Genomic DNA, 23,077 nt, shown 5'->3' on the forward strand with positions numbered 1-23,077 from the left:
TCGAGGCGGCGCCGCCGGCCCTCCCGAACGCGGGAGGACCGGCGGCGCCGTCGTGCGTGCGGGCCGGGCGAAGCGGCCCGGATGTGCGGGTGGGATGGGCGGGCCGGGCGAAGCGGCCCGGGTCAGATGAAGGGGTCGTAGTCGGAGTCGAGGACGGGGGCGCCGTTGCCCTCGCCGATCCTCTCCAGCTCCAGGTTGGAGGCGTGGCGGGCGCAGTGGAACCGGCAGTCGGAGCTCGGGTTCACCAGGCCGCGGTCGGAGTCGCGCCAGATCTCGGCGAGGCTCTGGGTGACGGCGTCGCCGATCTTCGCCTTCTCGTTCCCGCGGTGGTACGAGCACGCGTAGACCCCGGACGGCGTCACCAATGTGCGCAATTCGGCGATGCGGCAGCGTTCGTAGTCCTTCGGCTGCACCGGGCCGCGGTGGTTGCGCAGGGAATGCAGGGTGGAGGAGTTGACGATCTGGAATGTTTCGCTCTCCAGACGGGAGGCTTGCGCCAGCTGGTCCTCGACGGAGGAGAGCAGGGAATCGGCGACCGGGACGATGTGGTGATCGTCGTCGAACATGGCCTTGACCTCGAAGTAATCGCATCCGATGTCATGGGCCAATTCGGCAGCGGTCAGCACCTCGTGGTGATTGCTGACGGTATTCCCGTCCGTTTCCCGGCGGGACATCAGGAGGAACGAGTAACCGAGCGCTCCGCTTTTCGCCTCGGCGAGCAGCCGCATGTTGGCGACCACCTTGTCGAAGACGCTGGCGCCCTTGCGGTCGGGCCGGAAAACGCCGTACGTCGCCTTGGTTCCGGCGTCCATCGAGACGCGCACCCAGGAGGCGTAGGCGGCCAGTTCATCCAGGTTCTGCCTGATCAGCGTGCCGTTGGTGACCACGCCGATGGCTATGCCGGCCTCCCCGAGGACGCGCAGCACGCGCTTGGTCCCGGAATGGGCGAGCGGTTCCCCGCCACCGATGAGGATGACCGCCCGGACGGACATCTCCACCAGTTCCCCGGCGAGTTCGGACAGGCGGTCCGCGGTGAAACGGCCCTGGTTCAGGAGTTTTCCGCTGATGCACTCCGGGCATGCCAGGTCGCAGAAAGTAGTCGGATCGAGATCGACGACGAGCGGGGCACTGGAACGGGAACCCGAGGCAACCTCCAGAATCCTCGGCCAACTTGACGGTTGGTAAAGCTTGGAGACCAGGTCGAGACGATCGGCACCCATGGTTCTCCTTCGTTGGACGGGCACACAGGCTTCTCCTAACCTGCCCATAAAGGCCGGGACCAGTCGTCGAGTTCCGGACACGTTGCGTTCCTGGCCGATTTCCGAGGGGCCTTTTCCGGCCGATTCCCAATCCCCACGCAAACCGCCCATTCGGAATCTGCCACGATCGATCACCGGACGACCCTCACCCGCCACCCCGCCGTACGACGAAGGAGCACCCGATGAGCGCCGCATCCGCCGTTCCACCCCGCGTCAGCGCCTCCGTGATGACCCACCCGGTGCGCCGGGCGCAGGCCGAGGAGCTGGCGTCCTGGCTCGGCGTCGGCAACCTCGCCGTGGACCCGGACCCGACCGGCCCGCCGTCCGCGCTGCGCACGGCGCTGGTGGCCTGGGGGCAGGCCGAGGAGACCGCCACCCACCACCTGATGGTCCAGGACGACGTGGCCGCCCCCGCCGACCTGGTCGGCCTGGTGACGGAGGCGGCGGCCCGCTTCCCCGAGGACGCGCTGGTCTTCTACACCAACTGGCACGCCCGCAACGGCGCGCTCTCCCGCCTGGCGGCCCTGGCCGGCGCGGCCTGGGTGCGGGGCGTGCCGCAGGAGTTCACGCCCACCCTGGCCGTCTGCCTGCCCGTCGAGATGGCCGCGCGCTACCGGGAGTTCGGCCACCGCAGCGGCGACCGCCACGACGACGAGGTGCTCTCCGCCTTCCTGCGCCCGGGCGGGCGGATGGCCCTGCTCGCGGTGCCGAACGTGACCGAGCACACCGGCACCAGCTCCATCAACGGGCACGCCTCCCAGGGCGTGCGCAAGGCGGCCTGCCCCGTCGACGAGGCGACCGCCCGGCCGCTGCTCGCCCACGGCCCGGTGCTGGAGCGGCCCGACTGGCTGCCGTACATGCGCAACGGCGAGGGCTACCTCCAGCTGTCCTGGGGCACCGAGCCCTCCGCCCACATCCCCTGGCGGGAGGCGCTGCCGCACACCGGCGTGAGCGAGCAGGCGCTGCGCGGGCTCGAGGCGGCCCACCGCCCGGCCGAGGCCGTACGGGAGGTCGCCGAGGCCTTCGGCGACCGGTACGCCGAGGAGCTGTGGCTGCACGCCGTGCTCCTCGGCGCCCAGGCCGAGGCCGTCGCGGGTCGGCTGGAGGCCCGGCCGGAGGGCGGGTTGGAGGGCCGGTTGGAGGCCCGGCCGGAGGGCGTCTCGGCCGGGCCCGAGCTGGCGCGGCTGCGCGAGCGGGCCGTCTCCACCCTGGGCCTGGCCAGCCTGCCCGCCGAGCAGCGCCCCGGGGTGACCCCCGGCCAGGCGGCGCTGCTCACCGAGTACGCCTGGAGTGCGATCCGCTGCGGGAGTTCGCTGCTCAGTCGCTCCGGGCGTCGTGGGTGATCCAGACCCCCGGCTCCCAGTAGGTGCCCAGGTCCCGCGCCCGGTCGATGTGGACGGGCGCGAGACCGTGGGGGAAGACGTAGTCGCCGTCCTCGGGGAACTCCAGGCCCGTCCAGGACTCCCACTCGGCGACGGTGCCGGTGATCCGCGAGGACTGCGCCGTGCCGTGGGCGAGGACGCCGCCGACCTTGACCTGGGTGCGCACCCAGGGGTCGAAGGGCGAGCCGTCCTCGCGCGTCCAGGCGGCGTAGCGCTCGATCGGGATCGTCGGGTACAGCTCCTTGTGGGTCGGCCGGACGGGCACGATGACGGTGTCCAGCCCGGCGGAGCGGGCGAGGACGGCCAGCTCCCGCAGCAGGACCTTGGACAGGCCCCGGCCCTGGTGCGCCGGGGACACCTCCACGCCGAGGGCGCACAGGGCGGTGGGCGCGATCCCGGCCTCGCGCTCGGCGAAGGCCGCGGCGATGGACTCGTCCAGCCCGTTCCCGAGCCCGGCGGGCGTGCCGTCCCAGGCGCGGGGGAGCGAGCGGCCGGTGCCGAGGACGGCGTCGGCCTCCTCGTCGTGGAGCAGGAACTGGTACTCGGGGAACTCCTTGAACATCCGGTCCCAGTAGAGGTCGCCGATGTCGCCGTGGAGGTTGTACTCGGGCACGACGCCGGCGAAGTCCTCCGGGATGCGGTCCCACAGCTCGGGGCGCTCGCTGTGGCGCACGGTGGTCCAGCGCGGGCTCGTCACGAGGGCACCTCCGCGTCCCAGACGACCATCAGCGGCAGGCCCGCCCAGGCGGCGCGGGCGGCGTCGGCCACGAACTCCTCGTAACCCCCGGGCGCCAGGCTGCCGTTGAACACCGGCTCGTGGCAGGCGCGCAGCGTCAGACCGGCCGCCGCGACGGCGGCCAGGTACGCGCCGGGCAGGTGGAGCCGGTTGCGGACGAAGCCGAGGCTGCCCGGGCCGCGCACGAAGACGCACTGGCCCTGCAGGGCGATGACGAAGGGGTGCAGATCGGTGACGACGATCCGCCCGCCGGGGCGGACGACGCGCGCCAACTCGCCGAAGGCCGTGGTCAGTTCCTCCTGGTGCGTCATGGCCATGGAGCAGACGGCCAGGTCGACGGAGTCGTCCTCCAGCGGCAGTGCCTCCAGCAGGCCGAGGCGGTACTCGGCCTCGGGGGAGTGCCGGCGCGCCTGGTCGATCATCTGGGGGGACTGGTCCACCCCGATGACGCGGTGGCCGCGGGCGAGCAGGGCGGCGGTCTGGCGGCCGGTGCCGCAGGCCGCGTCGAGGGCCACCCCGACGGGCAGGGCGTCGAGGATGCCGTGGACGATCGGCTCCTCGACCTGGATGAAGGAGCTGGGCAGGGTGTCGTACCGCTCGGCCCACTCCGCGTAGCCGGTGGCGAGGTCCAGCTCGCTCACGGCCGCCTCGGCGTCGGGCATCGGCTGCTCGTCCTGGGTGACGAACCTGCGGATCTCCTCGACGCGGGCCTTCAGGAACGCCTCGTCGCCGTCGACGGCGTTGCGCAGGAGCGCCAATCCCTCGATTCCCAGGATCAGTTCGCGGACGTGCAGTCTACTGTCCATCCGGTCGTCCATCCGATTCCCCTCGGCAGAAGGTGGCAGGAAGTCGTGCGGTGAAACCCGATTTTCGCTACCCGGGCCCGGGTGGCGGCAGACGCCTACGGAACGGCTTGTCCGGAAAGGCGTGATCCTTGGCCGAACTCCGGCCCGTGGAAAGGGAGATGGCGTGCGGGGTAACGTGACCGTCCGCTCAATCGGGTGAACGGACAATCCTGGGGGACGGTGTGATCGAGGGATATTTCGGCAGGGAGAGCGTCATCGCGGGGGAAACGCTGGACTTCCACGTCTCGACGGACGCGGAGGCCTTCCGGCTCAGCTTCCACCGGCTCGGCCGGGAGGTGGAGTTCGTCGCCCGGACGCCCTGGCTGACGGGCGTCCACCGGCCACCGCCACCGCACCCGGACGGCGTGCCCGGCCACGCCGACCCGGCGACGGACTGGGACTGGCCGCCGTACGCGTACGCCGTCCCCGAGGACTGGGAGCCGGGCATCTACGTGGCGCTGTTCGTCGAACGGGGAGCGGAGGAACCGGCCCTGGACGCCGACACCCTGGAGGGCGCGGAGCGGGAGTTCTTCGTGGTCAGGCCCGTACGGCCGGGCAGCCGCTCCCGCATCCTGTACAAGAAGTCCAGCTTCACCCGGCACGCCTACAACCGCGCCGACCACCCCGCCGCCGAACGCGCCGCCAGCCTCTACGACAATCCCGTCTACGACGACCCCGTGCACGGCGGCCCGCGCGGCCACAAGCTGAGCATGCGCCGCCCCGGCGGCATCATCGACCTGGCCCACTGGGACGCCCCGTTCATCGCCTGGCTGGAACGCAACGGATACGCGGTCGAATACTGCACCGACCTCGATCTGCACCAGGACCGGGAACTCCTGGACGCCTACGATCTGCTGCTGAGCGTCGGCCACGACGAATACTGGAGCGCCGCCATGCGCGCCCGGGTGGAATCCTTCGTCGAGGGCGGCGGAAACGTGGCCTTCCTGAGCGCCAACACCTGCTGGTGGCGCGTTCATCTCACCGATGACGACACGGCATTCGTCTCCGACACCGACCACCACGTCGCAGGCGTCCACCCCCACCTCCCGGCGACCGACCTCTGGTGGGCCGACAAACCGGACGGCGTCGGCGAACCCGAGAATTCCCTCACCGGGGTGAGTTTTCGCGGCGGCGGAATGTGGCCCGGTGATTGGCCCGGCGACCGGCCCCTGGACGGGTACACCGTCCAGCACGCCGACCACTGGATCTACCGGGGCACGGGCCTGCGCGACGGCTCCGACGGCGGCCCCGCCGACGCCCTCGGCGCCGGCACCCCGCTCATCGGGTACGAGTGCGACGGCGCCGCCTTCGCCTACGACGCCGACGGCGTCGCCCGGCCCACCGGCGCGGACGGCACCCCCGACTCCTTCCTCATCCTGGGCCTGTACGTGCTGAACCCGGTGAACGAGGACTTCCACACCATGAAGTGGAGCCACTGGAACTGCCCCGAGCGCGAGCCCGGCACCACCGGCCCGCGCGCCGCCACCATGGGCCTGTACACCCGCGGCGGCACCGTCTTCACGGCCGGGACCACCGACTGGCCCACCGTCGTCGGCCGGGGGCAGGACGCGGCGGTCGAGCAGGTCACCCGCAACCTGCTCGACCGGCTGCGCCATCGCGGACCCGGCTCTACAGAAGAGCGGTCAGGGCCGGCAGGGAGGTGATCCGGGCGGCCCCGTCGCGCAGCGGCGGGGCCTCGCCGAAGTCCACCGCGGCATCCGGACGGCACAGGTGCGCGGCCCGCATGCCGGCGGCCAGCGGGCCCTCGACGTCCGGGCCCCAGGCGTCCCCGACGAACAGGGCCTCCTCCGCCCGCAGGCCGCAACTCTTCAGCACCGTACGGTAGATGAGGGGGTGCGGCTTGCGGGCCCCGGCCTGCGCCGAGGTGACCACCACGTCGAACAGTCCGGTGAGCCCGACGGCGGCGACGGCCCCGTCCAGGTCCCAGAACCAGTTGGAGCACAGCGCCACCGTCTGCCCGCGCCGTCGAAGGTCCGCGAGCGTGCTGCGGACGTCCTCGTAGACCGCCAGGCGCATGTCCTTGGTGGCGGCGTCGAGGTCGGCCGCGAGGCCGTCGAGCTGCTCGGCGGGTACGCCGCAGCCCCTGGCCCTGGCTTTGAGTCGCTCCAACTCCCAGGCGTGGTACGCCTGTTCGCTGGATGAGTGGGCGGCGTGCTCCTCCCCGTCGGCGGGGCCGACGGACCACTGGTCGCCCCAGCGGGCGCCCTGGGCGCCCAGCCCGTGCCGCTCGAAGACCGACGCGTGGTCGGGCGGCAGGGGGGCGACCATGCGGACGAGCGTTCCGTAGAAGTCGAAGATCACGCCCCGGGTGCGCGCCACGATTGCCGGAGGCACTGGTCAGTACTTCCCGTACCGCCGGGGGAAGTAGTCCTCCATCCCGCCCTCGCGCTCGATGTCGACGGTCGAGCAGTGCAGCCCGCCGCCGAAGGGGCCGACCGCGCGGAACGGCACCGGCACGATCTCGAAGCCGTAGGAGGAGAGCTGCTCGGAGAGGCGGACCTCGTTCTCCTCGACGCACAGGGTGTTGTGGTCCAGGTTGAGCATGTTGGCCGCCAGCCACGGGCTGCAGAAGGAGAGCTTCGGCGGGTGGTCCCAGCTCGCGGGCTGCACCGCCTCCACGATCTCCCAGTCGTTGAGCTTGAAGAACTCCATCAGCTCCGGGTCGGCGAGGCGCTCGCCGCAGTGCAGCACCAGGCCCGGGCGCAGCGGCACCCAGGTGGAGTCGATGTGCAGGGGGTGGGTGTTGGTGGAGGTCACCGCGTGGACGCGGTGCTCGGGGTAGTGCCGCTTGAGCCAGTCGTAGCCGCTGCGGTTGGTGACGAAGGAGAGCTGGACGAAGAGGTCCTTGCCGAAGCGGGCGACGTCGGCCGCGTCGAAGAGCGGCTCGGCCTCGGTGAGGACCAGGTCGTAGTCGCGGACGCGGGCCAACTGCTCTTGTGTGGTCTGGGAGTTGAAGACGTCCCAGAATCCGGGGTTGAAGGAGGCGTCGGTCAGTCGCGGCTTGGGCGCGGCCTCCCAGCGCATCGTCGGGTCGGCCTCGAAGAGCTTCTGCAGGACGGGCCGGTAGCAGAGGTACTCGAACCAGCGGCTGCGGTAGGACATGGTCGCTTCGAGGACCTCGTTGCCCACGGTGAGCAAGAGATCCCGGGGCGGCATGCAGCCGAACATGGAGTCCTGCGTCCACTCGGGGGTGGAGACGGGGGCGCTGAAGTCGATGGGCGTGGGCCGGTCGACGCGTATGCCGCGCCTGCGCAGCAGTTCGGCGAAGTTGTCGAGCTCTTCGTTGGCCGCCGCGGTCATGTCCTCGGGCATCGGCCCGTAGGTGCCGAGCGGGAATCCGTCGTCGGGGTAGTCCCGGCGGACGGCGAGTTCGGGGGCCTGGACCATCGTGCCGTCGGCGCGGCCGACGATCACGTGCCGTAGCGGGTCCCAGCCGTTCCAGGAGTTGACCTTGAGGGGTCGTTCGTCGGAGTCCGTGGTCTGCGCGCTGAGCTCGGTCATGCCGCCACCGTGCCTGCAGGGGTGGTGACCGTCAAGAGTGGCTCGATTGCCGGTGGTGACCTTTGCGTCATTGTCGGGGTTGATGGGGTGGGCGGCAATCTATGCCTCGGAAGGTATAACCCCACGTGTCTAGACCATTGAACTGATGTGTCGTCAGTCGTGTGGTGATGCCGGTGATGGCCGAAAGTCGGTACCAGCAGCGTGAGTTGACCATCTCTTGGGTAATTGCGACCGTCAGTCGGCGGGATCGAGGAGTAGGCATGACAAGAAGATTACGAGGCGTCGTCGCGGCGGCCTCCACCCTGGCGGTGCTCGCGGCCGCGGCCGGGTGTTCGAGCGACTCCGGCAGTTCGAAGGGCTCCGGGAAGCTGACGGTCTGGCTGACCGTCGACGCCCAGGAGAGCTGGCCGGATCTGGTGGAATCCGTCAACACCCGTTTCAAGCAGGCGCATCCGGGCACCGACGTCTCCGTCGAGTACCAGCAGTGGACCACCAAGAACCTCAAGGTGGACGCCGCCCTGGCCGGCCACGACGTGCCCGACGTCATCGAGATGGGCAACAGCGAGACGGTCAACTACATCGTCAACGACGCCTTCGCGCCCGTGGACCCCTCGAAGTTCGACCACGCGGGTGAATGGCTGAGCGCCCTGCGTGAACCCTGCGAGTACAACGGCAAGACCTACTGCGTGCCCTACTACGTCGGTGCCCGCGTCGGCATCTACCGCACGGACCTGTTCCAGCAGGCCGGAGTCGCGAAAGCGCCCGACACCTACCCGGAGCTGATCGCCGCCCTCGACGCGCTCAAGGCCAAGTTCGGCGCCGAGGACAAGGCGTTCTCCGCGCTCTACATGCCCGGCCGCTACTGGTACGCCGCCCTCGCCTTCGTCAAGGACACCGGCGGGGAGATCGCCGTCAAGAAGGACGGCAAGTGGCAGAGCGCCTTCTCCGGCCCCAAGTCCGTCGAGGGCCTGAAAGCCTGGAAGGCCCTGATCGACTCCTACTACGTCGGCGACCGCTCCAAGGACAACGGCGACGAGCCCGCCGTCGTCGGCCAGGGCAAGGTCGGCGCCTTCTACGGCAACACCTGGGAGGCCGACGCCGCCGCCGACCCGCAGTCCGGCGGCAACCCGGAACTCAAGGGCAAGTTCGGCTCCTTCGCCTTCCCCGGCCCCTCCGGCGGACCGCTGCCGCCCTTCCTCGGCGGCTCCGAACTCGCCGTGCCCGCGAAGTCCAGGAACAAGGACCTCGCCCAGGAGTGGATCAAGCTCTTCACCGACCGCACCTCCCAGCAGCGCCTGATCAAGGCCAACACCCTGCCGAACAACACCGCCCAGCTCGGCGAGGTCGACGCCAAGGGCGTCAACGGCCCCGCCGCCAAGGCCGCCACCCGCGGCTGGGTCACCCCGCAGGCCCCCGGCTGGGTCGCCGTGGAGAAGGCCAACATCCTCCAGGAGATGCTGGAGGACATCGCCACCGGCAAGCACTCGGTGGAGGACGCCACCAAGACGGCGGACGGGCGCATCGATGCCGTCATCAACAAGAACTGAGCAGGCCGCGGAGCCCGCCGTGCGCACCCCCGTGCGCACGGGCAGGGCCCCCGGCCGGCGGCGGGTGGCCAAACGGGCCACCCCGTACCTGCTGATCGCGCCCATGATCGGCACCCTGCTGCTGGTCCTCGGCTACCCGCTGCTGGACATGGTCCTGCTCTCCTTCAAGGACATGACCCGCAAGGAGCTCTTCTCCGGCGAGCCTCCGCCCTGGGTCGGCCTCGACCAGTACCAGGCCGTCCTCTCCGACGGCTTCTTCTGGGTGGTCGTCGCCCGCACCGTGGCCTTCGCCGCCGTCTGCGCCGGGCTCACCATGGTCGGCGGGCTCGGCTTCGCGCTGCTGCTGCGCAGCGTCTCCCGCTGGGTGCGGGTGATCATCGTCGGCGTCCTCGTCGCCGTCTGGGCCATGCCGTTCATGGTCGCCGCCTCGGTGTTCCGCTGGCTCACCGACGCCGACTACGGCATCGCCAACTGGGTGCTCGGCGAACTCACCGGCGCGGACTTCCGCGGCCACAACTGGTTCAACAACCCCTGGGAGGGCTACGCCGTCATCGTCGCCGTCGTGGTCTGGGGGGCGATCCCCTTCGCCGCCATCACCCTGCACGCGGCCGTCGTCCAGGTGCCGCCCGAGCTGGAGGAGGCCGCGCGGGTCGACGGCGCCCGGGGAGCGCAGATCTTCCGCCACGTCACCTTCCCGATGATCAGGCCGCTGTTCACGGTGGTCGCGGCCCTGTCAGCGATCTGGGACTTCGGCGTGTTCAGCCAGATCTGGCTGATGCGCGGCGGCCAGCCCGAACGCGACTACTACCTGCTCGGCGTCTACTCCTTCATCGAGTCCTTCGCCGTCAACCGCTACAGCGCGGGAGCGGCCATCGCCATCCTCACCGTGCTGCTGCTGCTCGTCGGCTCCGCCGTCTACCTGCGCCAGATCCTCCGGACGGGAGAGGTCGAATGACCACCGACAGCCGGCGCCGCCGCAACCGCCGCCTCGCGAACACCGCCGGGCTGATCGGCGCCGCCGTCATGGCCTTCCCCGTCTACTGGATGGTCCTGACGGCCTTCCGGCCCGCGAGCCAGATCCTCCACGTGCCACCGGAGTTCTGGCCCCGCACGTTCACCCTGGACAACTTCCGCCGGGCGATGGGCTCCGACACCTTCTGGGAGAACGTGCGCTCCAGCGTCCTCATCGGCGCCGGCACGGTGGTGATCTCCCTGGTCGTCGGCACCCTCGCGGCCTTCGCCGTCGCCCGGTTCGCCTTCGCCGGGCGCCGGGCGCTGATCCTCGTCCTGCTGTGCGTCCAGACGATCCCGCTGATCGCCCTGGTCATCCCCGTCTACCTGCTGCTCAACGACCTCGCCCTGACCGACACCCTGACCGGCGTCATCCTCACCTACCTCGCCTTCGCGCTCCCCTTCACCGTGTGGATGCTGCGCGGGTTCATCGTCGCCATCCCCCCGGAACTGGAGGAGGCCGCGATGGTGGACGGCTGCGGACGGCTCGGCGCGTTCCGGCGCGTCACCCTGCCGCTGCTCGCCCCCGGGCTCGTCGCCACCTCGATCTTCGGCCTGGTCCAGGCCTGGAACGAGTACGTCCTCGCGTACGTCCTGCTCTCCAGCAACGACAAGCGCACCCTGCCGATCTGGCTGGTCTCCTTCCAGACCAGTTTCGGCACCGACTACGGCGGGCTGATGGCCGGCGCCACCCTGACCGCCCTGCCCGTGGTCGTCGCCTTCCTCCTCGTCCAGCGCCGGATCGCGGCCGGTCTCGCCACGGGCGCCGTCCGCGGCTGAGCGCGGCTGAGCGCGGTCGGCGCCTCCGGGGCCGGAGTGCCAAGACGAGGTCGGCTCGGGTAAGGCGCAGTTAAAATCCGTGCCCGCCCGCGGAGTCGGCGCGCCGGCGCCGACGGCTTCGGTGCGTGGGCGACCGGGCCGGGTGGGGCAGGCACGGCGCCGTACGGGGGAGTGGCCGGACCGCGGTCGGGCGGTCCGCCCGCGGGTGGGCGGCGCCGTCGGGCGTCACGCGCGCACCCTTGTGCGCGCCCATCAGTGAAATATCATATGGCGCATTGCACAGCGGCGCCCGGGTGAGATCCGGTTCCCCGTCCCCCACCGCAGTCCGTCGGCGATCAGTCGACTCCGCGTGCGCGCCGCACTCTGCGTTCCTCCCCCCACGTCACGAGAGACGGAACCCGACCTGTGATCAGATTCCGATCCCGCCTGCCCGAACGGGTCCGGCGCGGCCGACGAACCGCCGCGGTGGCACTCGCGGCCGCGCTGTCCGGCGCCGCGCTGAGCAGCCCGCTGTCCGCGATGGCCGACTCCCACGCATCGCAGGCCGTCACCGTGGTCGCCCAGCCGGGCACCCCGAAGACGGCCGCAGCCCCGCAGAAGTCCGGCCCGCACCGTGCCAAGGCAGCCAGGACCGGCCCGGTCGCCGCCGCGAACACCGGGGGCAAGAAGGCTCCCGAGCTGGTGGACGGCGCCGATCCGGGCACCGGCAAGAACGGCGACGGCAACGTCGCGAACGAGTACGACCTCCAGGTCACCTACAAGGGCGGCCAGGAGTCGACCGGTGTGGTGATCGGCGCGCCCAAGGTCTACCTGGTGCTCTGGGGCTCCCAGTGGGGCACCCCGTCGACGAACTCGACCGGTGACGTCACGACGACCGGGGACCCTGACCAGGCCGCCCCGTACCAGCAGGACTTCTTCAAGGGCCTCGGCAGCGCCGGCGACGGCTGGAGCGCCGTCCTGACCCAGTACTGCGAGGGCATCGCCACCGGTTCCGTCCAGTGCCCGGCCGGGTCCGCGCACATCCCGTACCCGCAGGCGGGGAGCGTGCTCGCGGGCGTCTGGGTGGACAACGCCGCCCCCGCGCCGCAGTCCGCCACCGAGCCGCAGCTCGGTGCCGAGGCGCTGGCCGCCGCCAAGCACTTCGGCAATCTGACGGAGGCGCAGAACCGCAACGTCCAGTACATCATCGACTCGCCGCAGGGCACCGACCCGGACAAGTGGAAGGAGCTGGGCTTCTGCGCCTGGCACGACTTCCAGCGCTCGCCGTACGGCCAACTCGCCTACACCAACATGCCGTACCTGTCGGACGTGGCGGGCTGCGGCACCAACTGGTTCGGTGAGAACACCCCGCGGGGCCGGCTGGACGGCTACGGGATCATCGGCGGCCACGAGTACGCGGAGACGGTGACCGACCCGAACACCCCGGGCGGCTGGACCGACGCCACCGGCCAGGAGGTCGGCGACAAGTGCGCCTGGATCCCGAAGGGCTCCAACGGCGGACTGTTCTTCGAGAACCTGTCGACGGGCAGCTTCCCGCTCCAGACCCTGTGGTCCAACTCCGACCACCTGTGCGTCGGTGACGACCCGATCGTCGCCAGTCCGCCGGTCTCGGTGAGCACCATGTGCGACCGGACCGACAAGGCCGGGCAACCGCTGTCGATCCCGGCGGTGGGCGCGTCCAGCACCGGTTCGGCCCTCACCTACAGCGCCACCGGGCTGCCGCAGGGGCTGGCCATCGACGCGCACAGCGGCGTGATCTCCGGCACCGCCGCCGCGACCAGCGGCTACCAGCGGATCACCGTGACGGCGGCGGACGGTGCGGGCAAGACGGCGTCCACCGGCTTCTGGGAGAGCCTCAGTGCCTCCGGCGGGTCGGGCTGCGGCACGATCGAGCAGCTCACCGACGCCGGTTTCGAGAACGGCTCGGCCGACGTCAACCACACCGTGATGACGGACGCCTGGAGCCCGTCGGGGTACAACACCATCACCCCGTCCAGCCTGCACGCGCCGCACTCCGGTTCCTGGTACGCCTGGCTCGGCCAGAACACCGGGACCGACGACTCCATCACCACGTACCTGAACACCTACCCGGGCTACGGGCAGGCCACCTTCTCCTTCTGGCTGGACGTCGAGTCCACCAACACCTCCGCCTCCGCGCCCGACACGCTGTCCCTGGTGGCGATCAACCAGTACACGGCGCAGCCGATCGGCACGCTGAAGACCTGGACCAGCCGGAACGCGACCGGCGGCTACCAGTACCAGTCGGTCGACCTCTCCTCGGTCATCGGCCAGCTCGGCTGGGGTACCACGGTCGGCCTGAAGCTCGTCTCCCACGAGACCGGCACGAGCCCGACCACCGCCTTCCTGATCGACGACGCCTCGGCCCGCGAGAGCTGAGCACCCGCGCGACCAGCGGCCCCGGCACCGCCTCCTGCGGCGCCGGGGCCGACGTCGTGCCCGTCACGGCCCCGGCGGCGCCCGCCCGGCCTGATCCGAAAGACGCGCCCTAAACCGCCGTGGCCGTCGCCGGCAGGGCCGCGAGGGCGGCCAGGGCGGCGGACTCGCCCTCGGCGTAGTCGTGGGTACGGGCGGTGCGCAGGGCCTCGGAGAGGTGGTGCTGCGCCTGCTCGGGCTGGCCGGTGGCGGCGAGGGCGCGGCCGTAGAGGGTGTGCAGCACGACGTGGCGCAGGGCCGGGAAGGGCGGCTCGGCGAGGGCCAGGCCCCGGGAGGCGTGGTAGGCGGCCTCGACGAAGGCGCCGACGGCCAGGCAGTGCTCGGCCAGGTGCTGGCGGGCCAGCGCGGTGAGGTCGCGGCGGCCGCCGCGCTCGGTGAGGGCGAGGGCGCGGGTGAGCAGGCCGTGGATGCGGGCGAGCCGGTCGCCCCGGACGAGCGCCACGGCCAGGTTGATCAGGGCGACGGCCTCGCCGGTGACGTCCCCGGCCCGGGCGGCGAGGTCGGGGGCGAGCTCCAGCTGGGCGAGGGCCTCCTCGTGCCGGCCCTCCTCGGTGAGGACCCAGCCGAGCAGGGCCCGGGCGCGGGACTGGGCGCCGTGGTCGTGGTCGGCCTCGGCGGCGGCGAGGCCCTGTTCGAGCAGCGGCGCCCAGCCGTCCCGCACCTGCCAGACGATCAGCGGCCACTGCAGCAGGACGAGCCGCCAGGCCCGGTCGTTGAGCCCGACGGCGACGGCCGCCTCCACCGCGCCGCGCAGGGTGTCCCGCTCGGCGGCGTACCAGGCCAGGGCGGTGGCGCGGTCCGGGAACGGCCGCACCTCGGTGGGCCGGCGGGCGCCGGGCGGCAGGACGCAGCAGGGCTCGCTGCCCGGTTCGGCGGCGGCGCTGGCGGCGAGCAGGGTGCCCATCAGGTGGTCGAGGAGGCGGGGCAGGGCGTCGGTGTCGCCCTCGGCGGGCAGGCTGCGGGCGTAGAGCCGGACGAGGTCGTGCAGGGTGTAGGCGTCCTGGCCGGTCTCGGTGATCAGGTGGGCGGCGGCGAGCTGGTCGAGGGCCTCGATGGCGCGGTCGAGCCGGCAGCCGGCGATGGCGGCGGCGGTGCGGCTGTCCAGGGTGGTGCCGGTGTGGGTGCCCAGGCGGTGGAACATCCGGCGGGCGGGCTCGGCCAGGTGCTCGACGGTCAGGCCCAGGGTCGCGGCGATGCTGGTGTCCTCGACGTTGAGCAGGCTCAACCGGCGCTGCTCGTCGGCGAGTTCGTCGGCCAGCGCGGCGATGCCCCGGGTCGGGCAGCTGGCGATCCGCGCGGCGGCCAGGCGCAGGGCGAGCGGCAGCCCGTCGCAGAGGGCGGCGAGCCGGGCGGACGCCTCGGGCTCGGCGGCCACCAGGTCGGGCCCGAGGGTGTCGGAGAGCAGGGTCATGGCGCGCGGCGGGCACAGCTCGGCGACGGGCACCAGCCGGGCGGCGTCGGAGGCGACGAGCCCGGCGAGGCGGTCGCGGCTGGTGACGACGGTGACGCAGCCGTCGCCCTCCGGCAGCAGCGGGCGGACCTGGTTGGAGTGCCGGGCGTTGTCGAGCACCAGCAGCATCCGCCGCCCGTACGTGAGTTCGCGGTAGAGGGCGCTCATGCCCTGGTACGAGCCGGGCATCTGCTCGGCGGGCACCCCGAGGGCGAGCAGCAGCTCGCGCAGGACGGCGCCGGTGTCCCGGGCGGGGATCGGGCTGTAGCCGCAGAGGTCGACGAAGAGCCGGCCGTCCGGGAAGTCGCCCTGGCGCCGGTGGGCCCAGTACCCGGCGAGGGCGGTCTTGCCGACGCCGGCGCTGCCGGTGATCACGGCGAGCGCGCCGGGGGAGGAGGTGGCCCGGTCCAGCGCCTCCAGCTCGTCCTCCCGGCCGGAGAATCCGCGCGGGCGCCGGGGGAACAGGTGCGGGGCGAGGACGGGCGGGGGCGCGGTGGCGGTGCCGTCGGACTGGGTGGGGACCGGGACGGGCGGCGCGACCTGCTCGGCCTGCTCCGGCGCGGCGGGCGGCGGGGTGTGCAGCAGCGCCGCGTGGGCGGCCGCCAGTTCGGGGCACGGGTCGACGCCGAGCTCCTCGGCGAGGGTGCGCCGGGTGCGGCGGAACAGGTCCAGCGCCTCCGAGCGGCGCCCGGCCCGGCCGAGGGACTGCAACAGGGCGATGACCAGCCGCTCGCGCAGCGGATCCCTGGCGACCTCGGCGCGCAGCACCCGGGCCGCCGCGCCGTGGTCGCCGAGCAGCCCGTGCGCCTGCGCCAGCTCCTCGACGGCGGCCAGCCGCAGCTCCGCCAGGCCGTGGGCGGCGCTCTCCAGCGCCGGGCTGGCGGTGGTGCCGGCCAGCGCCGGGCCGCGCCACAGGGCGAGGGCCTCGTCGAGGACGGCGACGGTCTCGGCGGGCGGCGCGCCCGTGCGGGCGCGGCGCAGCAGGTGCTCGAAGCGGTGGGCGTCGACGGCCAGCGCGGGTGTGCGCAGCAGGTAGGCGCTGCCCTCGGTGAGGAGTTCGACGCCGTGCGCGGCCGCGTCGCACTCGGTCAGGAGGGTCCGCAGCTGGGAGACGTGGCCCTGGACGACGGTGCGCGAGTGCCGGGGCGGGTCGGTCTCCCAGAGGGCCCCGGTCAGCTGGTCGACGGTGACCGGCGCGCCGGCGTGGAGGGCGAGCATGGCGAGCAGGCTGCGGCGCTTGACGGGCCCGACCGGCAGGTCACGGCCGTCCGGCGTGACCGCCGCCACCGCGCCCAGAACCCGGAACTCCACCCCGTGCCACCCCGCTGCTCACCGAACGATAGGCCCGCGACTATAGGCCAGTCAGTGGCTATATGCCAGTCACCGACAGGTCGAAGGTAGACCGATGACATGAACAACAGGTTGACGCCCTCAGTCCGCTTCCAGGTTGCACTCAGGTGGGAGTGGCCTGCGTCACTCAGTTCCCCGCGGCCGACTCCAGCCGGGCCAGTCGCGGCACCAGCAGCAGGCAGACCAGCAGGATCGTTCCGCCGAGCACGACCGGCACCCGGATGTCCGTGGCGGCGGCGATCCAACCGCTCAGCGCCGTACCGACGATGATGCCGAGCCGGCTGAGCATCATGTAGCAGCTGTTGACCCGGCCGAGCAGCTCCTTGGGCACCGCCTGCTGGCGCAGCGAGGTGGCCTGCACGTTCCAGGTCACCACCCCGAAGCCCGCGACCAGGTGGAGCGCGGCGGCCGTCTCCCAGTTGGGGGAGAGGCCGATGGCCACCCAGGCGGCGCCCATCAGGGCGAAGGAGAGCGCGATCCGCATCCCCCGGCCCATGTGCTGCGCCAGCCGGCCGGCGAGGGCGCTGGCGGCGGTGCCGCCGATGGCGCTGGCGGCCAGGACCAGGCCGTAGATCGTGGCCGGGGCGTCCAGGGTCCGGGTGACGAGGAGGACGAGCATGGTGTTCGCCATGAAGAAGGACATGGCGCCGAGGGCGGAGACCAGGGTGAGCAGCCGCACCTCGCGGTTCTCCAGCAGCCAGCGCACGCCCTCGCGGATCTCGGTGGACATCCGGCGGTCGCTGCGCGGGGCGACCCGGCCGGAGCGCCCGGTGGCGGCGACGAGCGCGGCGGCGATGAGGAAGGAGGCGCCGTCGATGCCGAAGGGGAACCAGACGGCCGCGGCGAACAGCGCGGTGCCGATGGTCGGGCCGAGCAGGTTGCCGCCGACGATGATGCTGCCGTGCATCCGCCCGTTCGCGGTGTCCAGCTGGTCCTGCCGCACGACGTCGGGCAGGGCGGAGGTGGAGGCGTTCATGAATATCGTCTCGCCGCAACCGAGAACGAAGGCGAGCACGGCGAGCACGGCCAGCGGGGGCGTGGCGAGAAAGGCCCAGCAGGCGAATGCGAGGACGATCGCACCGCGTGCGAAGTCGATGGTCCACATCAGTCGCCGGCGGTCGTAACGATCGGCGATGACACCGCCGTGGAGGGACATCACGAGCCAGGGGAGGGTGGCGGCGGCCTTGACGAGCGCGACCGCCGCGGGTGAGTCGGAGAGCGTCGCCGCGAGCAGCGGCAGGGCCGCGTCCCGCATGCCGTCGCCGATCGAGGACACGGTCGAGGCTGACCACAACAGGTGGAACTTCCTGCCCAGTTGGGCGGTGCTGCGTGTTGGGGTGTCCAGGCTCGTTGGCGTCACCGGTGCAGTATGGCATGGCCGCCTCAGCCGCAGGGAGGGCTTTCGCAGACCCCCTTCAAAACTCCGGAGGCCCTCCGCAGGCCCTTCTTCGCCCATCCTCGGGGTGCTCGTCCCGCCGGGGGTAATGCTTGGTCATCGCCCGGTTCAAGGTGTCGTCAATGTTCTGTCGGTCCGGGGCCAATGGACTGAGATATGGAGGAATCGCGGCGGAAATCCGGCCGCGTTGCGCGTTTCGGGTGGTGTGCCGGACAGAGGATCTCTCCTCGTCGGACTCACCCCACGAAAGGCGGGACTCCACCGTGCAGACCAGACGGCGCCTCGCGGCCCTCACCACGGTGCTCGCACTGTGCGGCGGCTACCTGGGCGCGCTCGCCACCTCCGCGGACGCGCAGTCCGGGGACGGCTCCGTGACGGTGCGCGTGGTCCGCAAGGTCACCGCCGACGGCCCCTGGCAGGGCGCCGCCCTGGAGCCCGGGATGTCCGGGGTGACGGTCGACCTCACCGACGACGCCGGCACCACGATCAGCGGGCGGACGGCCGCCGACGGCACCGTCACCCTCGACGCCGGGGCGAGCGGCCTCAGCGGCGGCACCTACCGCGTCCAGGTCGTCAATCCGAAGCCCGGCGTGCTGTTCTCCGCCTTCGCCTCCCCCCAGGGGCTGGACGGCGCGCCGAACCGGCTGTCCAGCACCGAGGAGTTCGTCGACCTCTCCGCCGGGAGGAACGTCTCGTACACCACGGGGCTCTGGAACCCCGGCGACTACTGCCAGAAGAACGCCACCCTGGTCACCGCGTGCCTGCGCGGCGACGTGACGCCCAGCGAGCCGGCGACGGGGCGGACCATGGTGTCCTTCCCGTACGACGCGCGCGGCGTCGAGAACCGCACGACCGACCTCGCGACCAAGGCGCAGACGGGCGCGCTGTACGGCATCGGGTACAGCAAGCAGAAGAAGTGGATCTTCAGCGGCGCCCATGCGCACCGGGCCTCGGGCTACGGCCCCTCCGGGCCGGGCGCCGTCTACCTGACCGACCGGGCGACCGACGCCACGACGCTGTTCACGACCGTCCCCGGCGCCGGCAGCACCGCCCACGACTTCGGCACGGAGATGGACCTCGGGTTCGCCCCCGCCGTCGCCAAGGAGTCGCTGGGGGACGTGGAGGTCTCCGAGGACGGCGCCGACCTCTACGTGGTCAACCTCAACGACCGCAGGCTCTACCGGTACGACGCGACGAACCGGACCGCGGCCGGGGCGAAGGCGAGCTACCCCATCCCCGGCCCGGACACCCCCTGCCCCGCCGCCGGCGACTGGAGGCCCTACGGCCTGGGAGTCCAGGACGGCCTGGTCTACGTGGGCGGCGTCTGCTCCGGCGAGTCGACCGGGCGGAAGTCGGACCTGCGCGCCGTCGTCCGGACCTTCGACCCGGCCGCGGGCACCTTCGGGCCGGTGATCCTGGACCAGGCGCTGGACTACCCCCGCCTGCGGTCCAACCGCGACTCCGTCTGCCCCGGCGCGGGCTGGTACCCGTGGCAGGACACGCTCCCCACCTCGCAGGACGGCATCGCCTCCTGCGGCCCGGGGAACATCGCCAACCCGGAGCCCATGCTCGCGGACATCGTGGTGGACACCGACGGCACGCTGATCCTGAGCTTCCGCGACCGGTACACCGATCAGCTCGGACTGAACCAGGTCTACCAGGCGGGCAACGGCGCGCTGGCCTCCCCGGCCTCCGGCGGCGCCCTGACCAAGGCGTGCCCCGGCGCCGGCGGCCTGTTCGTGATGTACGAGAACGGCGGCTGCGGCAACACCACGCGCGGCGCCACGTTCTACGACCAGCACCGCACGCCGTACCACAACAACGCGATGTTCTCGGGCATCGCGCTGTCCAAGGTCGAGACCACGATCGCCGGCTCCTCGATCGACCCGACGGATGCCATCTTCACCGCCGGGACGGCCTGGACCAACCGCGACGGAACCCGTGCGGCCGGGCTGGGGAACCAGCTGACGACCACCTTCGGCAAGGGCGGCTCGATGGCCGACCTGGAGGTGCTCTGCGACGAGGCGCCGCTGCAGATCGGCAACCGCGTCTGGTACGACGTCAACCGGAACGGCATCCAGGACCCGGGCGAGAAGCCCGTGCCCGGCGCCACCCTGCGGCTCTACGACGCGGACGGCGCGGTCGTCGGCACCACGACGACCACCCCGCGCGGCGAGTACTACTTCGACGACACCAACGTCACCGGCGGCCTCAAGCCGCGCACCCGGTACACCGTCAAGATCGACCTGCCCGCCGACTACGCCCCCGGCGGCCCGCTGTACCAGTGGGTCGTCACCAGGGCCGACGCCGGGGACAACCGCTTCGTGGACTCCAAGGGGGTGGTGCCGCCTGGCGGGACGTACCCCGAGATCGCCCTCACCACCGGCGGGCCCGGCGAGAACGACCACACCTACGACTTCGGGTTCCACCAGCCCCAGGGCCCGGTGAGCGTCACCAAGACCGGACCGGACGGCAAGCCGCTGGCGGGGGCGGTGTTCCAGCTCTGGCGCACGGCCGTCGGGGACACCAAGGTCGGGGACCCGTGCACCACCCCGGCCTCCGGGGTGTGCTCGGCGGTGGTGGACCTCGGGACGTACTACTGGCAGGAGGTCTCGGCCCCGGCCGGGTACCTGCTGCCCGACCCGGAGGTGTTCGGGCCGCTGGTGCTGACGGTCGGGAACTCCCCGCAGGGGGTGTCGGTCACGGCCGTCGACCAGCCCAGGCCCGGCTACCTGCACCTGCTCAAGCGCGACGCCGACGGCCACGCCCCGCTCGCGGGGGCGGTGTTCCAGCTGTGGCGCGAGGAGGAGTCCGGGGACACCGAGGTCGGCGACCCGTGCACCACGGACGCGGCGGGCGGCTGCCACTTCGGGCCGCTCCCGGTGGGGCGGTACCGGTTGCAGGAGGTCACGGCGCCCGAGGGGTACGTGCTGCCGCAGCAGGCGGACACCCGGGTGACGCTCGCGTTCGAGGAGGGGAAGGAGCAGTCGACGACCGTGGCGGTCGACAACGCGAAGCCCCCGGCGCCGCCGGAGCCCTCGGAGTCGCCCCGGCCGTCGGAGTCTCCCCGGCCGTCGGAGCCCCCGACGCCCCCGGTGACCCCGACGCCGCCCGTGCCGCCGAAGCCGCCGGTTCCCCCGCTGCCCGAGACGGGCGTGTGGCTCGCACCGCTCGGCGTCCTCGGCGCGGTACTGCTGCTCGGCGGCGGCGGGCTCGCCTTCGCCGGACACCGCCTGCGGCGTCGGCGCGACGGGTGACGCGGTAGGCGACCTGCGAAGCGGGGCGGGAGCATCGGTGCTCCCGCCCCGCTTCCTTCTTCGGCGGTGAGGGCGTCAGAGCAGGCCGGAGACGCCCTTGGCGAGGGTCGCCAGCCCCCCGGCCAGGGCGAGGCCGAGGACCACCCGGCGCGCCTGCCGTTCCGCGACCCGGCCCGCCAGGGCGTGACCGAGGGCGGTGCCGACGGTCAGGGCCCCGGCGGTCACCAGCCAGGCGGGCGTGGCGAGATGGGGCACGCCCTTGACCGTCAGCGAGAGGGCGTTCACCACCACGCCGTACAACTGGGCGTTGGGCACGAACTCCCGGGCCGTCCAGCCGGTGTTCACCGCGTACAGCGACACGGCCGGGCCGCCCACCCCGGCGGCCGAGTTCATGAACCCGCTGGTCGCGCCCGCCGCCACCGCCCCGCCGACCCCGCGCAGCGCCGGCACCCGTACGCCCCGGATCACCAGCAGCACGGCCACGCTCACCGACGCGCCGATGCCGAGCAGCAGATGGGGAGCCGGCACTCTCGCCGCCACCCAGGAGCCGGCCGGCACGGTGCACGCGGCCGCCGCGATCAGCGGCACCATCGCGCCGGGGCGCAGCTGCCGCCAGGTGGCGGCCAGGCCGATGGCGCTGATGGCGCCCGCCGCGAGGTTGGAGAGCGTCACCCCGTCGCCCGGCCCCAGGAGCAGTACCAGGACGGGCGCCGCGACGAGGGCGAAGCCGATGCCCGCGAGGCGCTGCACGGACGCGCCGAGGAGGACGATCAGGCCGAGGGCGGCTTCGGCGGGCCAGGTCACGGGTGCTGGGGGGTGGTCGAGAGGGAGAAGTCGGCGAACCAGGCGTGTTGGGGGGTGGTGGGGCCCCAGGTGGTGTCGTGGCCGCCGTAGAAGGTGGAGAACAGGATGCCGGCGAAGGGCAGGGCCGCGATGCCGGTCGCGGTGGCGGAGGCGTGGTGGACCTGGCGGCCGTCGTACCAGACGGTGATGTCGCCGGTGGTGCGGTCGATCAGCTGCTCGACGGTGTGCCAGTGGTCGTCGGCCTGGAAGTGCCAGTCACCGAGGCCCTCGTCGACGCCGTAGCCGGTGGGGCCGGAGGCGGTGGGGGTGTAGAGGTAGACCTCGCCGTTGTCCGGGGTGCCCTTGGCGGTGCGCCACATGTACCGGGTGGACCAGCCCGAGCCGTGGGTGCCGCCGGATTCCTCGCCGATCCTTCCGCCGTAGAGGCCGGGGAGCTTGCCGGCCTTGCCCCAGTCGCGGCCGGTGGGGAACTTCAGGGCGTACTTGAGGTCCAGGGTGGGGCTCTGGGCGAGAGCGGGGAGGCCGAGGGTGTTCAGGTCGGTGTAGAACTGGCCGCCGCCGGGGTTGGGGCAGTCGGTGCAGGAGTTGGCGGAGGAGCCGGCGCCGTACGTGACCTGGAGCGCCCCCGCGCCGCCGGGGGCGGACGGGTCCTCGACGGCGGCGAAGTCGGCCGCGCCCCAGGCGCCCTGGTCGACCGCGCCCCAGGTCCGCCGCCACTGAGGGGTGCCGAACGCGCGGAAGTCGCCGTGCCAGGACGTGGCTCCGGGGGTGACGGGGGCAGCCGAGGTCTGCGGGTGGGAGTGGGCGTGCGAGGCGGTGCAGCCGGAGGTTGCGAGCAGGGCCAGGGCGGCGAGGGCGGCGGTGCGCGCGGGGCGGTTCAAGGGGCGGGCTCCTCGGTCGGGGTTCGGGTCCGCAGCGATCATGCCTCACGGGGTGGGTGCCGCCGAATGAGCGAATATGTGCGATCGTATTCGAACCTCATGCGATTTTCGGCTCATCCCTGTCACACACTCAAGTGAACCTGCCGGAAGTATCGGACGTGAACGACCGGCACTCCGCTGTCCTGGGGACTCCAGTCCGGATCGGGCCTATGCCCGCCGTTGATGGGAGTCAGGTCTTGGCAGGGACGACAGGGACGTCACGGACGACGGGGCCGTCACGGACGACGGGGACGAGAAGGCGGGCGTGGCGGGCGTGGCGGGTCGCCTGGGGCGCCGCCGCCGCGGGCGCGATGGTCGGCGGAGGGCTGCTCGCGGCGGCCCCGGCGGCCTTTCCCCAGGCGGG

The 23,077-nt window shown here is 72.3% G+C and carries 16 protein-coding genes; 7 read left to right on the top strand and 9 right to left on the bottom strand.

All coding sequences use genetic code 11. The annotated features are described in order from the left end of the window. Positions 1-122: 122 nt before the first annotated feature. Positions 123-1,220, bottom strand: a complete 1,098-nt coding sequence (locus ACIBCA_RS35080) for a radical SAM protein (RefSeq protein ID WP_396287163.1) — start codon at positions 1,218-1,220, stop codon at positions 123-125. A 221-nt stretch (positions 1,221-1,441) separates the two neighbouring features. Between ACIBCA_RS35080 and ACIBCA_RS35085 the strand changes: the two genes are divergently transcribed. Further along, on the top strand, positions 1,442-2,602 hold the full coding sequence (locus tag ACIBCA_RS35085; RefSeq protein WP_396287164.1) for a hypothetical protein: 1,161 nt from the start codon (positions 1,442-1,444) through the stop codon (positions 2,600-2,602). On the opposite strand, the gene ACIBCA_RS35090 is transcribed toward ACIBCA_RS35085, so the two are convergent. Both ACIBCA_RS35090 and ACIBCA_RS35095 read right to left on the bottom strand, forming a co-directional pair. After that, a complete protein-coding gene (locus ACIBCA_RS35090; RefSeq protein ID WP_396287166.1) occupies positions 2,577-3,338 on the bottom strand; it encodes a GNAT family N-acetyltransferase in 762 nt (253 codons plus the stop codon). The genes ACIBCA_RS35085 and ACIBCA_RS35090 overlap by 26 nt on opposite strands. Continuing rightward, positions 3,335-4,183 carry a class I SAM-dependent methyltransferase gene (locus ACIBCA_RS35095; protein ID WP_396287167.1) on the bottom strand — a complete coding sequence of 283 codons (849 nt, stop codon included), beginning with the start codon at positions 4,181-4,183 and terminating at the stop codon, positions 3,335-3,337. The genes ACIBCA_RS35090 and ACIBCA_RS35095 overlap by 4 nt, the downstream gene beginning before the upstream one ends. Positions 4,184-4,404: 221 nt before the next feature. Here ACIBCA_RS35095 and ACIBCA_RS35100 point away from each other — a divergent pair, with 221 nt between their 5' ends. Beyond that, positions 4,405-5,886, top strand: coding sequence for a N,N-dimethylformamidase beta subunit family domain-containing protein (locus tag ACIBCA_RS35100; protein WP_396287168.1), 1,482 nt, complete (start codon positions 4,405-4,407; stop codon positions 5,884-5,886). Here the strand turns inward: ACIBCA_RS35100 and ACIBCA_RS35105 are convergent. Continuing rightward, on the bottom strand, positions 5,852-6,577 hold the full coding sequence (locus ACIBCA_RS35105; RefSeq protein ID WP_396287169.1) for an HAD family hydrolase: 726 nt from the start codon (positions 6,575-6,577) through the stop codon (positions 5,852-5,854). The two genes, ACIBCA_RS35100 and ACIBCA_RS35105, sit on opposite strands and share 35 nt — an antisense overlap. Before the next feature lie 3 nt (positions 6,578-6,580). Continuing rightward, on the bottom strand, positions 6,581-7,744 hold the full coding sequence (locus tag ACIBCA_RS35110) for a serine/threonine protein kinase (protein WP_396287170.1): 1,164 nt from the start codon (positions 7,742-7,744) through the stop codon (positions 6,581-6,583). A 260-nt stretch (positions 7,745-8,004) separates the two neighbouring features. On the opposite strand from ACIBCA_RS35110, the gene ACIBCA_RS35115 reads away from it, so the two are divergent. The 4 genes from ACIBCA_RS35115 (at position 8,005) to ACIBCA_RS35130 (ending at position 13,479) form a co-directional block, all read left to right on the top strand. Next, complete coding sequence (locus ACIBCA_RS35115) at positions 8,005-9,291, top strand: extracellular solute-binding protein (RefSeq protein WP_396287171.1); 1,287 nt, start codon at positions 8,005-8,007, stop codon at positions 9,289-9,291. Further along, entirely contained in the window at positions 9,269-10,246 is a 978-nt protein-coding gene (locus tag ACIBCA_RS35120; protein WP_396287172.1) for a carbohydrate ABC transporter permease, read from the top strand. Before ACIBCA_RS35115 ends, ACIBCA_RS35120 begins: the two co-directional genes overlap by 23 nt. Next, complete coding sequence (locus ACIBCA_RS35125; RefSeq protein ID WP_396287174.1) at positions 10,243-11,082, top strand: carbohydrate ABC transporter permease; 840 nt, start codon at positions 10,243-10,245, stop codon at positions 11,080-11,082. The genes ACIBCA_RS35120 and ACIBCA_RS35125 overlap by 4 nt, the downstream gene beginning before the upstream one ends. A 405-nt stretch (positions 11,083-11,487) precedes the next feature. Beyond that, complete coding sequence (locus ACIBCA_RS35130) at positions 11,488-13,479, top strand: Ig domain-containing protein (RefSeq protein ID WP_396287176.1); 1,992 nt, start codon at positions 11,488-11,490, stop codon at positions 13,477-13,479. Between the two features lie 109 nt (positions 13,480-13,588). On the opposite strand, the gene ACIBCA_RS35135 is transcribed toward ACIBCA_RS35130, so the two are convergent. Together ACIBCA_RS35135 and ACIBCA_RS35140 are read right to left on the bottom strand one after the other, a co-directional pair. Next, positions 13,589-16,297 carry an AfsR/SARP family transcriptional regulator gene (locus ACIBCA_RS35135; protein WP_396287178.1) on the bottom strand — a complete coding sequence of 903 codons (2,709 nt, stop codon included), beginning with the start codon at positions 16,295-16,297 and terminating at the stop codon, positions 13,589-13,591. A 166-nt stretch (positions 16,298-16,463) separates the two neighbouring features. Then, positions 16,464-17,696: an MFS transporter gene (locus ACIBCA_RS35140; protein WP_396287179.1), complete on the bottom strand. Its 1,233-nt coding sequence runs from the start codon at positions 17,694-17,696 to the stop codon at positions 16,464-16,466. Positions 17,697-17,995: 299 nt separating this feature from the next. On the opposite strand from ACIBCA_RS35140, the gene ACIBCA_RS35145 reads away from it, so the two are divergent. Further along, positions 17,996-20,989: a SpaA isopeptide-forming pilin-related protein gene (locus ACIBCA_RS35145; RefSeq protein ID WP_396287181.1), complete on the top strand. Its 2,994-nt coding sequence runs from the start codon at positions 17,996-17,998 to the stop codon at positions 20,987-20,989. Positions 20,990-21,064: 75 nt separating this feature from the next. Here ACIBCA_RS35145 and ACIBCA_RS35150 read toward each other — a convergent pair whose 3' ends face one another. Together ACIBCA_RS35150 and ACIBCA_RS35155 are read right to left on the bottom strand one after the other, a co-directional pair. Then, positions 21,065-21,793: a sulfite exporter TauE/SafE family protein gene (locus ACIBCA_RS35150; protein ID WP_396287182.1), complete on the bottom strand. Its 729-nt coding sequence runs from the start codon at positions 21,791-21,793 to the stop codon at positions 21,065-21,067. Beyond that, entirely contained in the window at positions 21,790-22,674 is an 885-nt protein-coding gene (locus tag ACIBCA_RS35155; RefSeq protein WP_396287183.1) for a polysaccharide lyase, read from the bottom strand. Before ACIBCA_RS35155 ends, ACIBCA_RS35150 begins: the two co-directional genes overlap by 4 nt. Between the last annotated feature and the right edge of the window lie 403 nt (positions 22,675-23,077).

The sequence above is a fragment of the Kitasatospora sp. NPDC051170 genome (assembly GCF_044455705.1).
Classification (GTDB): Bacteria; Actinomycetota; Actinomycetes; order Streptomycetales; family Streptomycetaceae; genus Kitasatospora.